This is a genomic window from Candidatus Ozemobacteraceae bacterium (assembly GCA_035373905.1).
Lineage (GTDB): Bacteria > Muiribacteriota > Ozemobacteria > Ozemobacterales > Ozemobacteraceae > MWAR01.
Genome location: DAOSOK010000006.1, coordinates 100396 through 113993 on the forward strand (window position 1 = coordinate 100396; position 13598 = coordinate 113993).

The following is a 13598-nucleotide window of genomic DNA, read 5'->3' on the forward strand; positions in this document are numbered from 1 at the left end:
CTCCTGTAGGGGCGGGTTTGAAACCCGCCCCTACACCTGCTTTTATTGGGTTGCCTGGAGGAGCCAGTTGACGCGGCGCGGGGTGATCATCATGAAAAACTGCTTCACCCGCGGGTCGGTCGGATCGTTCAGAATCTTCTGTTTTTCGGCTTCGCTGAGGGTCGCGAACTTCTCGGTATACAAAATGGTCATCGAGACCTTGAACCAGACCTTCGAGTTCAGCGACAACTCCGATTCGACAAACGAGTCCGAGTTCCTGTAACTGTTGTCGAACTCGAATTTCAGGATCTGGCCGTCGTCGAACATGAACGGCCGCATATCGGAAATATCCGGATCGCTTTCCTTGATGTTCCCTTTTTTCCCGCGGTACAGGCGCCTCGAGGCCTTGTCGAAATGATAGACAACCGTTTCCTTGGCGGAGACGGGGATGTTCATGACGTTTGCGTCGTCCTGCAGCGAGGCTTCCGGCTTGTCGATGGCGTTGCGAAGTTCGTTGCGGATGCCGGACATGATGATGCGCGTCGTCTGCAGGATATCGAGTTTGTTGCGGGCGTGCATGAAGCTTTTCTGGACATTGCGGAGGATCTGGTAGATCGCGCCGCTCATCAGCATGATCATGCCGACCACGAAGAGCAGTTCGACCATCGTCATGGCGTGTCGTGCATGCCGGGCCCTGTCGTGCGGCGTTCGTCGTGTCGGCTGGATATTCTTCATCAGTAGTAGTTGTATCGCGGGTCGGTCAGGATCGTGACGAACCGCAGCGGCGGGATGTCCGTAAAGGTGCGGCCGGTCGCAGTGACGGTGATGATAATCCTCAGCAGGTAGACCGGCTTCGCGCCTTTCGGCAGGGGAACCAGCGGTTGGAGGTTACAGGCGAATTCGAGATTGAAGCCGTTCTTCGCGGCGCTTTCCCGGATTTCGACGAAGTCCTTTTCCTGGGGGAGCTTCTGGGCGCGGTCGTATCCGAGCGTCCTGGCGAGCTCGAGGGCGGAAGCCCCGAACAGCGTCGCGATAACGCGCGTGTCGGCGCGCACGATGCGGCGCTGGCCTGATTTCATCAGCGAGTAGATCGGGAGGATGCCGGCCGAGAGCAGCATGACGACGACGAGGATCTCGATCAGCGAAAAGGCGGCGCGGGTTCGTCGCAAGTCAGTCATGTTCGTATTTCCAGTCGAATTTTCCGACACCCCCGGTGACGATCTTGGCGACGAACATCTCGTCCATCAGGGTCGGCCGGTCCTTCCGCCAGATCGAATTCAGGGGGTTGTATTCTATCACGTTGGTGCCGGGGGTCCGGAAGGCGTTGTCGAGGTTGAGAGACGGCGTGACGACCTGGCCCCTGATCCTGACGCTCTTGGATCCCGAGACCACGATCGGCTCGCTCACGGAAATAAGATTCGCCTCGATATAGCACGGGTCGTTCGCCGCGGTCGAGGTGTCGATGACGATGCGGGGTGCGACGATGGTCATCATGTCCCGCTCGGGGTTGGCGTCGATGCTCGTCGCTCCGCCGCCCGCGGCGGCCGGGTAGAAGTCGCCCAGAATGACGACGGGGCCGCCGCCCATCATCGGGCTGGAGTAAATGACCCCGTGGCCACGGAACTTGAGGTTGTTCAGCTTCAGTTCCTCGGAATCGTTCAGCGCGAGAATGCCGTTCAGCTCGAGGGCCTGTCCCTTCGCTCCGGCCAGATACTGGCGCACGTCGTTGATGTATTTGAAATGGAACCGGTCATACACCGTTCCGCCGATCGAGATCGTCGTGCGGCCGCGGAAGAAATCCTCGGTGCTTCTCGGAATGAAATAAAAATCCAACAGGTATGCTTCGGAGGGGTCGGGAATGGCATGCCACAGATCCCCCTCGAAATACTGCCGAACCGGAGACTGGCTGACGATGCTGCTCAGATCGGAGCTCATCCCCGGATAGGGCTCATTCGCAAGAAACGGCACCAGATGTTTGGCGAGAGGCCCCGCATAGATTTCCTGTTTTCCGGCGATGCGCTGGATCATGTTTCCGAGGCCGGCATTGTACGGCTCGACCCCGGCGTCGCTCATGAACTTCTGGTATTTTTTCATTTCCTTGAGGCCGTCGGGAATGTCGTCCCAGTTGTCGTAGAGCGCCTGGGCATGGTCTTTCGGAACGCCGAACATGGTGAACAGCGTCAAGGCCTGCGTGGCGGTCAGGTTCGTGCCTGGTTTTATCTCCGGGGGTATGGGAATCGGGGGCGGCGAGCCGTCGGATCCCGGGTCGATGTTGATGAAGGGAAGTTCGAGTCGCTTGTTTTTCTTCGTCATGATCGACACGATGCGATAGTACATGCGCCACACCTGGCCGTAGACGAGGGTCGGCGAGATGTTTCGGGTATTGATGCGTCCGTCTTTCGGCGAAGCGGGTTTTCCCTCGAGTTCCGCCGTCCCGAAAAGGTCGAGGCCGCTGTTGGCAGGCTCGGGATACAGCCGTTCGAGAAGCAGCCGTTCGTTGGGGGATGTCGCGGCTTTCAGCCGCTGGTTCCGGTAGTTGTTGAACGAGATCATCGCGTTGCCGAAGGTCGGTTCGCCCAGCGTTTCTTTCGTATCGGTCAGGATCTTGTCTGCCCCCACGTTGATGAGGCGCACCCTGGTATCGTTGCTCCAGCCCGTCCAGAGGCCCAGAACGCCATCCTTGGTCTTTTCCTGGCCCTGAAGCTCCATGTATTTCTTGACGTAGTCCTTCATGCCGACCCATTCCCCGCCCTCCGCGCTCGGGATGACGTCGAACTTGAGGAACAGGTTTTCCTGGGCGTTCAGCGGCCGCCGTGAGTCGCCGGCGTCGGATTTCATCTCAGTCAGCAGCTTCGTGCCGTTCGTCGACTGGAGAATGATCGAGGGCGGCATGTTGGCGGTGGGGTCCTGGCCGAGGTAGACGCGCCCCGGCGGCACCTGAGCTTCATATCCATTGATGGCCAGGGCGTTTTCCCAGTAGGAGACGTTGTCGACCGCGTCGAACTTTTCCTGGCCGGGCAGAGATCGCCAGCCGTGGTCGAGCCGCAGGTTTTTTGGCTGGGCCCCGATGTCCGAGGGCGAGTTGTTGAAGAACGAGTCGCCGAACACCGTGCCGTCCTTCACGAAGAGCGTGAAGTAGTTGAACGGCGGCACGAACGTCTTCACGACGCGGATAAGGAAGGTAAGCGTCACGCGCGCCGACTTCCCGCGATAAATCACCTTGGCGTTCACCGTCAGCTCGCCCTGTTTTTCCTTCTCCTCTTTTTTGAGGTTGTACAGGGTCTTGTTGCCGGATTTCGCCTCGACGCCGTTGATGTGCTTCAGGATGATCTTGGCATCGACCAGGAAGCCGCGATCGATGGAGATGCCGTAAATCTGCTTCGCCGTCTCGCGGGTGTAGGTCGTCAATCGCGCCACTTGGGCGGCGTCGAGCGGAATCTCGTCTTCGACTTTCGTGTTGCGGGCGCGAAGAACTTTATAGAGCTGATTATTGTTGTCATCGTTATTCAACGAGTGCTTCAGGCGCGCGACGAACTCCTCGACCGCCGATTCGGCGAGGTTGAACGCGACCTCGGATTCGTAGGACACCGCCGAAGAGAAATCCTCCGAGCCGGTGAAATACGTGATGGAAAACCCGAGAATGAACAGGACGGTCAATGCCGTCAGGGCCATGAGGAATACCGAGCCGCGGCGGTCAGTTCGCGTCATAACGGCCCCCTGCCCGATCGATGCTCATCTTGATGATCTCCGCGTTCGCCGTGCCGTCTTCGAAGGCGGCGCGGAACCGCGGATCTTTCTGCACGTCCTCCATGCTTTTCAGCATCTGGTTCATGGCTTCTTTTCTGCGATTCACATCGTTCATGCGATGGAAAATCATGGCTTTGAGATAACTCGTCCGCATCGTCACGTTCGGATCCCGGGGGTTGTCGCGCTCGATCCGGTCGACCTCGCGAAGCGCCCCCTCATGGTTTCCGCCTTTCATCATGGCGGAGATCCGTTCCAGATCGGCCACGATCTTCTCCTCACGCTTTCTGGCCTCGATGACGGCGGGAGGCTCCGCGGAGACAGAACGAAGCGTCGGGGTCTGGCGAGAGCCATTCCCCGATGCGGAGCCTCTGGAAGGTTCGGCTCGGTCCCGGGCCTGCTTCGTAGTTGCCCGGTCAGAGGGTCGTCCCGCGAAGCGGCAACCGGCAGTGCCCGCCGCGAGGAGGCACAGCCAGACCAGGCAGACAGCCGCGAGTCGCCGGGAAGGCGCGGCGGCGGATGGTGCGATGCAATGCATGTATCTTGTTACTGTACCCGATTCACATGGGGAAGTCAACGATACGCGCCTTGACAAGCCGTCTCACCTCTGGATATCATCTCCGCATGAATATGACAGCCATGCTCCGGGCTTCTGCCCTCCCCGTTTGCCGCACGCTTCTCCCGCTGGTCGCCGCCGTCCTCCTCGTGACGGGGCCTGCCCCGTCCGCGCACGCGAAGGAGAAGAAGAAAAAGACCGCCGAAGCGGCGGCTCCGTCGTCGCACCGGTTCTTTGCCTTCGACGACGCACCCTACTACACGTCCCCCGACAAACGCATCGGCGTGAAGCTGCTCATCGACTCGGCGAAGGTCGGGCCGACCCTCACCGCGCTCCAGCACCTGACCATGCTGCCGACCGCGGCCATCAAGAGTCACCGGCACGTGTACGTGACCGAGGCCGTGTACGTTCTCAAAGGCAACCTCACGCTCCGCATCGATAAGGAAGTCAAGGTCATGGGACCCAACTCGGTCGCGTATATTCCCCCGCAGACGTTTCATGAATACCTGAACGACTCGGGTGACGTGGTCGAGTTCCTCCAGTATTACTCCCCCGCGGGTCCCGAAGAGGAGTACCGAAACTGGGAACGGCCAGACGCCCCGAAGAAAGTCGCCCAGGCGGCCGCCGCCGAACCCACAACCCCGGCCGCGATCGTCCGCCCTCCGCTCCCGCCCGTCCCCGGAAGCCCCCGGCCGCTCCTCGGCGCGGTCCATGACGAATCCCAGGCCGAAACAGCCGCTCCGCCCACAGCTCCGACGGCGTCTCCGGACACCATCAAGGCCGTCCCCGCCAAGCCCGGCAAGCTCGAGTTCAGGCTCAAGCAGGCGACCGGCTCCGTGAAGCTCGAGACACCGGTAAAGCCGGCGACGAAGGCTTCGAAGTAAGCATCGTGAGTCTTACCGACCGCCCCCGCTCGTATTTCAGCCCGGGTCTCCTCGATGAATCGATCGAGGAAAACCGGAAGAAGCTTGCGGCCGATCACGGCAACCACCTCATCAGGCATGGTCTTGCCAACTCGCTGCTGAAAGCAGGCCGCGTCGAGGAAGCGCTGGCGGAGTACAAGCTGTGCGTCGAACAGAACCCTTCCCCCGAATACCTAATGAACTACGGAAAGTGCCTGCTGAACGCCGGCCGGTATGAAGACGCCGTCGCGACATTCCAGCGGGTGATCCAGGCGAATCTGCGCTGGCCCGACGCGTATTTTCACCTTGGACGGGCGTACCGCGGCCTCGGAGATCTCGCGAAGTCGGCCGAAATGCTGCGGGAAGCTGTTTCCCTGCATCCGAAATATCGCGAGGCCATCAACGAGCTCGCCCAGATTCTCGAGGAGCAGGGCCATCGCGAGGAGGCCCTCGTCGAATACAAGAAAGTGATCGCCCTGTTCTTCGGCGAATACCAGTTCGAGGACACCGACGCCTACGATTATGAGTTGTCCGTTCTTTTCGACAGTCCGGAACTGGTCGAAGAATCGATCCGCCAACTCAGGCAGTTCGTCCAGAAGTATCCGGGATACGCGGACGGGCATTACAAGCTTGGCCAGGCGCTCGAGGCGAAGGGCCTGGCGAACGAGGCGATGCTCGCCTTCCGGCGAGCCCTCGAGATCAACCCCCGGTATGAGAGTGCCCGGCGACGGTTCTGGAAACGCTCTTGAATGATCGGCACGCCGGGGCCGCGCACGTATAGCATTCGATATACTGGAGTATCATGACGATGCAGGCCAAGGCTCAAACGGCGCCTCGGAAGCGGCTCGGCGATACGCTCGTCGAGGCGGGCCTGATATCGGCCGACCAGCTGAAAGAAGCGCTGCAGAAGCAGAAAGCCCTCGGTCTGCGGCTCGGAAAGGTGCTCGTTCTACTCGGCATGGCGACCGAGGAGAGCATCGCCGTCACCCTCGCCCGGCAGATGAACATCCCGTTCCTCGACCTGAACTCGCTGACCATCCGCCCCGAAGTCCTGACGACAATCCCCGAAGGCATCGTGCGCAGTCACACGCTGCTCCCGATCTCGCTCGAGGGAAACCGCCTGCAGGTCTCAATGTCCGACCCGCTGGACGTCTTCATCATCGACGAGATCAACTACCAGACCGGGTATGAGATCGTCGTCGGCATCAGCCCCGAGTCGCAGCTCGAGGCGGCGATCCGGCACTATTACGGCACGAGCGAAACGCTTCAGGCAGCCGTCGACACCCTCGCGGCCGAGAGGCGCGACGAGGTGAAGCGTCTCGACGAAAGTTTCTTCACGACGTTCGACATCGGCGAGGGCGACCAGGCGGCGGCGCCGATCATCAACCTCGTCAATACCGTCATCCAGCAGGCAATCGCCGACCGGGCGAGCGACATCCATATCGAGCCCGACGAAGAGGTGATCCGGGTCCGGTATCGGCTCGACGGCATCCTGAACGAGCTGATGAAGGCGCCGAAGTCGATCCAGAACGAACTGATCTCGCGTCTCAAACTGATGGCCCAAATGGACATCTCCGAAAAACGCCTTCCCCAGGACGGCCGCATCAAGGTCAAGGTGAAGGACTCCTCGATCGATCTGCGCGTCTCGGCGCTTCCGACGGTTTTCGGCGAAAAAATAGTTATTCGTATATTAGACAAGAGCCGGATGCAGCTCACGCTCGACCAGGTCGGCTTCGACGAAGAACTGCTCGAGCAGTTCAAGGCGATCTCGCTCTCGCCGAACGGCATCTTCCTGATGACCGGCCCGACCGGCTCGGGCAAGACCTCGACGCTGTACGCCGCGATCAACTTCATCCGGAACGGCCAGGTCAACATCACGACCGTCGAGGACCCCGTCGAGTATCTGATCCCGAGCATCAACCAGGTGCAGGTGCGACCGGACATCGGCCTCACGTTCGCCCGCACGCTCCGGTCGATCCTGCGCCAGGACCCGAACGTGATTCTCATCGGCGAAATCCGCGACTTCGAGACCGCCCAGATCGCAATCGAGTCGGCCCTGACCGGCCACCTCGTCTTCTCGACGCTGCACACGAACGATGCCGCGTCGGCCGTGACCCGCCTGATCGAGATGGGCGTCGAGCCGTATCTGGTCGCCTCGGCCGTCATTGGGGTCGGGGCGCAACGGCTCGTGCGGCGCATCTGCCCATCCTGCCGCGTTTCGTATCTGCCCGACGCCGCCGCGAAGGCGCTGTTCGCCGGCAGTTCCGTCGCCCCCGAGTCGCTCACGCGCGGCACGGGCTGCCTGACCTGCCGTCGCACCGGCTACGTCGGCCGCACGGCGATCCACGAGATCATGACACTGAACGACGAGATTCACGCGCTCATCCTGAACTCGTCGCCGGCCCGCACGATCCGCAAGGCCGCCGTCGCCTCCGGCATGCGCACGATGCGCGAGGACGGGCTTCGCAAGGTGGTGCGCGGCGTCACGACCGTCGACGAGGTGATGCGCCTGACCCGACGCGAGGAAGGCGAGCTTCCGCCGGTCACCGGGCGATGAGTCAGCGCAGATTCACCTACCAGGCGCTCGACGCTCGCGGGAAACAGTTCAACGGCGTCATGGAGGCGACCACCCAGGAGGAAGTCGGCTCCTGGCTGTCCGACCGCCAGTATTACGTGCTCGACATCGCCGAGGCGCCGATAGCCACGCTCGTCGCCGAGGCGGAACGCGCGACGCTCTCGGTCTCGCAGGCTGACATGAACTACTTCCTCATGCAGCTCTCGAGCCTTCTCAACGCGGGCTGCCCGCTGCTCCAAAGCCTGCAGGCCCTCCACCGCCAGCTCCCGACGGGGCCGCTCAAGGCTCTCCTGCAAGACATCAAGGAGAAAATCGAGTCGGGAAAATCCTTCTCCGACGCCCTGAAACTGCATCCGCGGGTGTTCTCGACGCTGTTCATCACGATGGTCGAGGTGGGCGAGGTCGGCGGCATTCTCGACGAAGTGCTCGAGCGATACGCGCAGATGTACGACTCGATGTTCCGGATCCGGGCGAAAGTGCGCAACGCAATGATTTACCCGGCCATCCTCCTCACGATGACGCTCCTCGTCGGCTGGGCGCTGCTGGTGAAGGTGTTCCCGATGTTCATCGAGCAGGTCACCCGGCAGGGGCAGGTTCTCCCTCTTCCGACACAGATCGTCATCATCCTGTCGAACTTCCTGAGCGGCAACTCTCTTTATATACTTATTGGATTTATATTATTCATATTTTTATACCGGCAGATCGGCCGGACTGCGGCGGGCGGGCGGTATCTGAGTTCCCTGACGCTCGCCATTCCGCTCGCCGGGAGTCTCGCCCGGCAGTTCCAGCTTGCCCTGTTCGCCAGAACGCTCGGCACGCTTCTCAAGTGCGGCGTTCCGATTCTCACATCGTTGGGGGCCGTGGAGAAGATCCTGACGAACCCCCTCTACCAACTCGCGCTCGCCGAGATCAAGGCGGGGGTCGCGCGGGGCGAGTCGGTCTCGGCCGGCATGGGAAAGCGGCGCGACCTGTTTCCCGACAGCCTCGTCCTGATGGCAGACGTCGGCGAGCGCGGCGGCAACATCGGCGCAATGCTCGAGAAAGCCGGCTTGATGTTCGAACGGAATCTCGAATCGACGATCGAGGCGCTCGTCGCGCTGATCCAGCCCTTTCTCGTCGTTTTTCTGGCGCTGTTCGTGGTTCTGCTGGTTCTGGCAATGTATATGCCGATGTTTGACATCATCAAGATGGTGCGTTAGACTTCCTGCTGTACGCAGGTTCAGCCTGCCGACGCATCCTGGGAGGCTCTTCATGACTCGGAACGGATTCACGCTCGTCGAACTGCTGATCGTCGTGCTCGTCATCGGCATTCTCGTTGCAATCGCCATTCCCCGCTATCAGAGCATCGCCGCGGTCGCCCGCGCGAAGTCGTGTCTTTCGAACCAGAAATCGATCGAAAGCCTGATCTCGCTCTGGGAAGCCAAGAACTTCGAACTCGACTCGGGCCGGAACCGCTACGCCTGGGTCGACCGTTCCGGCAACCTCCGCTGGAAGTATTCGAACGCGCTGCTGCAGCTCAACGACATCGCGAAGGACACCAAGCTGTTCATCTGCCCCGAAGCGGCGAACCGCTGGGGATATGCCTGGCCGGGTTCGAGCTACCGGTTCTATAACACCGACAATACGGGCCTCTGGATCATCGGCTCCACCGGCAGCATGGGCGGGCGAGGCGTCGTCTGCGCCCTCCGCCTTGGGCCGCGCTGGATCGGCATGAACGGGCAGATGGGCCCCGACGGCTCGAAGGACAGCGCTCACCACTACTGGTAAGCCGACCGACCGGCCGCCGGAGAAAGGCACGAAGCGATGCCGAACGGCGTTCGAGGTATCGGGGCGAGAGCGGCCTTCACGCTCCTGGAGGTTCTGATCGTCCTGCTGACACTCGGCATCCTGACCGGAGCCGGCATCCGATTTTATGCGTCGTTGACGCGCGACACCCGCATGCGAACCGCCACTGATCATCTGAATGCTTTCGTTGCAGCCTGCCGGCGGCGGGCGTGCGAACGCGGGCTTCCCGTGCGGCTTTCCGGCGACGGACGCCGGATATCGGCCGTCGATGCGCCGGGGCTCGCGTTCGACGGTACGGGCTGGACAGACGATTCGAAGCGCCTGCTGGGCGGCCTGACGTTCGACGGGAACCGCGTCATCGATGCCGGAGGCCACCCGATCGCATCGCTTTCTCTCGCGTTCGAACTTCCCGGCGGCGGCCTGCAGCCGGTGACGGTGGAGCTGCCGGCGTCGAACCGGTCAGTCCAGGCGGCCCCATGACGAAAACGAACGGATTTTCCCTGCCGGAGATCCTGCTGGCTCTCCTGGTGATGTCGGGCGCCCTCGTGAGCCTGATGGGCGGCCTTCGCGGCGCGGAGGCGCTCGAGCGCCGGGCCGCGTTCGAAGAACGCGCCGCGGCGTATGCCGAACGCGAGATCGAGCTTCTGAAGAACGATCTGCAGGCCGGACTCCGTCCGGGCGGCCCGGCGCACAGCCGCGGCCGGTTCCGCCTGCCGGGCGGCTGGAAAACCAGCCTGGCCTGGACGCCCCAGCCAGGCGAGCCGAGCATCAGGCTCGCCTGCACGGTCGAATCGGGGGACAACCGCCTGGCGGTCGAATCCTTTCTCTTCCTTCCGGAAAGCGGGAGGGCCGTCCGATGAGCGTCACGCGGGGGTTCACCCTGGTCGAAGTGCTCGTTTCGATGCTCATCATGGGGTTGACGACCACGGGCCTGCTCCAGTTGCTGGATTACGGAGGCAGGCAGTATACCGAGATCGCGCGGGGCTGGAAACAGCGGGAAGGTCTTTCCGCCCTCAGGCGCGCCTGCAGACAGGCCGTTGCGGCGGGGAACGCATCCGCTCTTTCCCCTTCATTCGGCGAGAGCGTCCTCGGGAGCATCGATACGCGGCTCCGCCTGGCGGGTCTCACCGTTCGGCCCTGCGCGCCTCGCGCATGGTTTGTCCAGGTGCGGCTCTTCGACGATGCGAACCGGAACGGCCGCGAAGACGACGGGGAAGCCCAGCCGCTGACAACCTGGTGTTTCTGCGAACGGGGGGATCCGTCATGATCGCAACTCGCCGCGGCTTTGTCCTGTATATCGCGTTCGTCGTGTCATCGGTCCTGCTTTTTCTCGTCCTGGGCAGTCAGGATATCGTCCGCCTCGGCCTCGACATGGGACGTTCGGCCGCCCTCGAAACGGTTGGTTTCCACGCAGCGGACGGAGGGCTCGAACGAGGCCTGGCACGTCTCTCTGCGCGGCCGGCCCCGTTCCGGTTCGCGTATCGGGCGAAGCTCGGCGAGTATCGGACGGTCGAGGTGGAAGTCGCCGCGACACGCACGGCGAAGGGCCGCTTCAACCTGGACTCCGCGGCAACGGTGCGGGACGGCGGCCGCGAAGTCGCGCACAGACGCCTTTCACGGCGCGACGTGTCACGGCAGGGCGGCAGGCTGAGCCGCGGCCGTTTTGAGGAGGCCTCATGAAGAGACATCGCCCCGACGGGCTGTATGCGGCGTTCGACCTGGGCACCTTCTCGGTGAAGGCCGCCGTCGTCGAGCGCCGGCAGGGGCGCGACACCCTTCTCGTCATTGACGAGGAGCGGCTCCGCCCGCAGACGGAGTTCGCGGGCGAGGCCGCCTTCAGGGACCACCTGGTCCAGGCAATCCGCTCGCTCGCCGCGCGCCTCCCCGTCAAGGACTGCATCGAGATCGCCGGGATGTTCAACAGCCGCGAACTGCAGACCAAGATCGCGGAGCTCCCGGCGCAGGTTCAGCTCGATCAGGTCGAAGGCATCCTCCAGTTCGAGAGCCGCAAGCTGCTTTCCCCGAACTTCAAGCAGGAACCGTTCATTTTCGGGTACAGGATTTTGCGGGACGCTCCGCCAACCGTTCTCCTGACCTGCGTTCCCCAGTCCCTTCTGGTGAAATTCGCGGAGGTGTTCGAGGCTGCCGGCGTCCCCCTGAGCGGCGCCTACAGCGAGGTTTTCGCCTCCTTCGCCCTGCGGGGCCTCGAAGAGGCGGGTGCGATTCCGACGCTAGCCTTCGCGAACGTCGGTCACATCAGCACGCACCTTACGATCTTCGCGGCGGGCGAGCTCAAATTCTACCGGCATATCCCGGCCGGCATGAGCGAGATCCAGACGATGGCGGCGGCGCAGGACCTCGACGTCTACTACCAGAAGATCCGCTTCAGCTTCGATTACTTCCGGGCCGTCAGCAAGCTCGGCCAGATCGATGAAATCAGGTTTTTCGGCGGGGGCACCGCTCAGGGCGAGTTTCTGGACCACGCCCGGGAGTATTTCGCCCCGACCCGCACCTCGTTGCCCGACCTGTCGTCACGCCTCGACATCACGCCCGTCATGAAGTCCGGCGGCGAGCAGGGAAAGCAGCTGCTCCCCCATGTTCCGGCCATCGGCACCCTCCTCGCCCATCTCGACCGGGAAGGCGCTTCCGGCGATCTGCTCGGCAGACTGCTGGAACGCAGACGCGAAGCTTCGTTCGCCCGCCTGACGACCGCGATCCCCCTGTTCGGAGGCGGCATCGGCCTGGCTCTGATCCTCGCCGCCACTCTGTTCCTGCGCTCAGGCGCTTCGGCTGAACTCGCCGAAGCGAGGCACAAAACGGGCATCGTCCGGGCGACGGTCGATCAACTGCGCCTCAAACAGGCCGGCTCGCGCACCGCCGCCGGCGCCCTGGCCGACAGGATGTCGCCGACCGAGCGTCACGCCCTCAACCCCCTGCTGACCTCACACCCGACGCCCGCAGAACTTCTGTTCCGCATCGCACGTTCCCGCACGGACGGCATCATGCTCAATCGCATTCGTCTCACGAGCATGACAAACTCCTCACAGGAGGAAACCGAAGAGGAAACGCCGTTGCCGCCAGGGGATGAAATCAACTCTTCCGCCGAATCCGGCGCCGTTTCTCCGCCAATTCAGCCGCAGTCCGCGCTCGCCGGTTCCGGCCAGGCCCCGGATCAGGAACCGAACGAAGAGCTCCGCGGCCGTCTCCTCGAAATCCGCGGTACATGCGGGACGCCGGAGTCTCTCGCCGGCTTCTCCGCCTCTTTGATCCGCAACGGCGCCCTCTCCCGGATCAGAAGCATCAAATCGAAATTCACCAGAAGCGGCGATGACCGGTCGAAATTCGTTCTGAAGGGAGAACTGCCGTGAAACAGCTCGCTTATTCGACGGCGGCAACCCTCGCCTGCCTCCTCCTGGCAGTCTTCGTCGCCCACCGGGTTCTCGTCGCCCCCCTCTCCGCCGACATTTCGGGCGAAAAGGCCATTCTGGCGAGTCTCCAGGAAGAACAGGGGCAGCTCGAAGAAGACCTGAAGCGGCTTTCCGAAAAGGTGAAGGATCAGCTCAAGATCGGCCCTCCCGGTCGAGTCATGAACCCGGGCGAAGAAAGCCTCTTGCTCGGCGGGGTGCTGGCCGTCGCATCGGCGACCGACGTCGTCGTCCAGGGCTTCGAACTCCATCCGCCGTTCCGGGCGAAGGGTGAAGCCGGTTCGCAGAACGCAGCCGCCCGAGCCGCTCCAATGCAACCGCCCGAACTGCCCCAACTGGACGAGAACGGAATGCCGGTCGGCGCCGAAACCGACGAGGGCGACGAGGAGTGGCCCGGCGTCGAAGTCCTTCCCGTATCGTTGAAGCTGAAGGCGACCTATCCGTCGTTCGGCCGTTTTTTCGACCTGCTGAAGAAGAAGCTCCCGCTCTGGGGAGTACAGACCATGAACCTCGATCTCGACGGGTCCGGAATCGTCCGCGGCGACCTGCGGCTGACGTTTCCCACGCTCGGATCACACGATGCCGGCGCGACGCGCCGTGCGAATTCAGGCCGGTAACGGCCGAGTGCCCAC

At 62.5% G+C, this 13598-nt stretch carries 15 protein-coding genes; 11 read left to right on the plus strand and 4 right to left on the minus strand.

Features of this window, described 5'->3' with window-relative positions; genetic code table 11:
- Positions 1-42 precede the first annotated feature (42 nt).
- Genes PLU72_04350 through PLU72_04365 form a run of 4 tightly spaced genes read right to left on the minus strand, consistent with a single transcriptional unit; the run spans position 43 to position 4261 of the window.
- A complete protein-coding gene (locus tag PLU72_04350; GenBank protein ID HOT27399.1) occupies positions 43-714 on the minus strand; it encodes a hypothetical protein in 672 nt (223 codons plus the stop codon).
- Complete coding sequence (locus tag PLU72_04355) at positions 714-1157, minus strand: prepilin-type N-terminal cleavage/methylation domain-containing protein (GenBank protein ID HOT27400.1); 444 nt, start codon at positions 1155-1157, stop codon at positions 714-716. Before PLU72_04355 ends, PLU72_04350 begins: the two co-directional genes overlap by 1 nt.
- Entirely contained in the window at positions 1150-3687 is a 2538-nt protein-coding gene (locus PLU72_04360) for a hypothetical protein (GenBank protein ID HOT27401.1), read from the minus strand. The genes PLU72_04355 and PLU72_04360 overlap by 8 nt, the downstream gene beginning before the upstream one ends.
- Positions 3674-4261, minus strand: coding sequence for a hypothetical protein (locus PLU72_04365; protein ID HOT27402.1), 588 nt, complete (start codon positions 4259-4261; stop codon positions 3674-3676). The genes PLU72_04360 and PLU72_04365 overlap by 14 nt, the downstream gene beginning before the upstream one ends.
- An 86-nt stretch (positions 4262-4347) precedes the next feature.
- On the opposite strand from PLU72_04365, the gene PLU72_04370 reads away from it, so the two are divergent.
- The 11 genes from PLU72_04370 to PLU72_04420 are packed head-to-tail and all read left to right on the plus strand — an operon-like array spanning position 4348 to position 13583.
- Complete coding sequence (locus tag PLU72_04370) at positions 4348-5163, plus strand: cupin domain-containing protein (protein ID HOT27403.1); 816 nt, start codon at positions 4348-4350, stop codon at positions 5161-5163.
- Positions 5164-5168: 5 nt separating this feature from the next.
- Positions 5169-5930, plus strand: coding sequence for a tetratricopeptide repeat protein (locus PLU72_04375; protein HOT27404.1), 762 nt, complete (start codon positions 5169-5171; stop codon positions 5928-5930).
- A gap of 53 nt (positions 5931-5983) precedes the next feature.
- Positions 5984-7738, plus strand: coding sequence for an ATPase, T2SS/T4P/T4SS family (locus PLU72_04380; GenBank protein ID HOT27405.1), 1755 nt, complete (start codon positions 5984-5986; stop codon positions 7736-7738).
- The gene (locus PLU72_04385; protein HOT27406.1) at positions 7735-8955 is read left to right on the plus strand and encodes a type II secretion system F family protein; all 1221 of its coding nucleotides are present in this window, start codon (positions 7735-7737) and stop codon (positions 8953-8955) included. Before PLU72_04380 ends, PLU72_04385 begins: the two co-directional genes overlap by 4 nt.
- Before the next feature lie 52 nt (positions 8956-9007).
- The gene (locus PLU72_04390) at positions 9008-9523 is read left to right on the plus strand and encodes a prepilin-type N-terminal cleavage/methylation domain-containing protein (protein ID HOT27407.1); all 516 of its coding nucleotides are present in this window, start codon (positions 9008-9010) and stop codon (positions 9521-9523) included.
- Between the two features lie 36 nt (positions 9524-9559).
- On the plus strand, positions 9560-10021 hold the full coding sequence (locus PLU72_04395) for a hypothetical protein (GenBank protein HOT27408.1): 462 nt from the start codon (positions 9560-9562) through the stop codon (positions 10019-10021).
- On the plus strand, positions 10018-10401 hold the full coding sequence (locus PLU72_04400; GenBank protein ID HOT27409.1) for a prepilin-type N-terminal cleavage/methylation domain-containing protein: 384 nt from the start codon (positions 10018-10020) through the stop codon (positions 10399-10401). Before PLU72_04395 ends, PLU72_04400 begins: the two co-directional genes overlap by 4 nt.
- A complete protein-coding gene (locus tag PLU72_04405; protein HOT27410.1) occupies positions 10398-10808 on the plus strand; it encodes a prepilin-type N-terminal cleavage/methylation domain-containing protein in 411 nt (136 codons plus the stop codon). The genes PLU72_04400 and PLU72_04405 overlap by 4 nt, the downstream gene beginning before the upstream one ends.
- On the plus strand, positions 10805-11221 hold the full coding sequence (locus PLU72_04410; GenBank protein HOT27411.1) for a hypothetical protein: 417 nt from the start codon (positions 10805-10807) through the stop codon (positions 11219-11221). The genes PLU72_04405 and PLU72_04410 overlap by 4 nt, the downstream gene beginning before the upstream one ends.
- Positions 11218-12909, plus strand: a complete 1692-nt coding sequence (locus PLU72_04415) for a hypothetical protein (GenBank protein ID HOT27412.1) — start codon at positions 11218-11220, stop codon at positions 12907-12909. Before PLU72_04410 ends, PLU72_04415 begins: the two co-directional genes overlap by 4 nt.
- Positions 12906-13583: a hypothetical protein gene (locus tag PLU72_04420; protein ID HOT27413.1), complete on the plus strand. Its 678-nt coding sequence runs from the start codon at positions 12906-12908 to the stop codon at positions 13581-13583. Before PLU72_04415 ends, PLU72_04420 begins: the two co-directional genes overlap by 4 nt.
- Positions 13584-13598 lie beyond the last annotated feature (15 nt).

Excerpts from the sequence above, each read along its gene's own strand:
- PLU72_04350 (HOT27399.1), bottom strand. The coding sequence starts at position 714 with ATGAAGAATATCCAGCCGACACGACGAACGCCGCACGACAGGGCCCGG.
- PLU72_04355 (HOT27400.1), bottom strand. The coding sequence starts at position 1,157 with ATGACTGACTTGCGACGAACCCGCGCCGCCTTTTCGCTGATCGAGATC.
- PLU72_04360 (HOT27401.1), bottom strand. The coding sequence starts at position 3,687 with ATGACGCGAACTGACCGCCGCGGCTCGGTATTCCTCATGGCCCTGACG.
- PLU72_04365 (HOT27402.1), bottom strand. The coding sequence starts at position 4,261 with ATGCATTGCATCGCACCATCCGCCGCCGCGCCTTCCCGGCGACTCGCG.
- PLU72_04370 (HOT27403.1), top strand. The coding sequence starts at position 4,348 with ATGAATATGACAGCCATGCTCCGGGCTTCTGCCCTCCCCGTTTGCCGC.
- PLU72_04380 (HOT27405.1), top strand. The coding sequence starts at position 5,984 with ATGACGATGCAGGCCAAGGCTCAAACGGCGCCTCGGAAGCGGCTCGGC.
- PLU72_04385 (HOT27406.1), top strand. The coding sequence starts at position 7,735 with ATGAGTCAGCGCAGATTCACCTACCAGGCGCTCGACGCTCGCGGGAAA.
- PLU72_04390 (HOT27407.1), top strand. The coding sequence starts at position 9,008 with ATGACTCGGAACGGATTCACGCTCGTCGAACTGCTGATCGTCGTGCTC.
- PLU72_04395 (HOT27408.1), top strand. The coding sequence starts at position 9,560 with ATGCCGAACGGCGTTCGAGGTATCGGGGCGAGAGCGGCCTTCACGCTC.
- PLU72_04400 (HOT27409.1), top strand. The coding sequence starts at position 10,018 with ATGACGAAAACGAACGGATTTTCCCTGCCGGAGATCCTGCTGGCTCTC.
- PLU72_04405 (HOT27410.1), top strand. The coding sequence starts at position 10,398 with ATGAGCGTCACGCGGGGGTTCACCCTGGTCGAAGTGCTCGTTTCGATG.
- PLU72_04410 (HOT27411.1), top strand. The coding sequence starts at position 10,805 with ATGATCGCAACTCGCCGCGGCTTTGTCCTGTATATCGCGTTCGTCGTG.
- PLU72_04415 (HOT27412.1), top strand. The coding sequence starts at position 11,218 with ATGAAGAGACATCGCCCCGACGGGCTGTATGCGGCGTTCGACCTGGGC.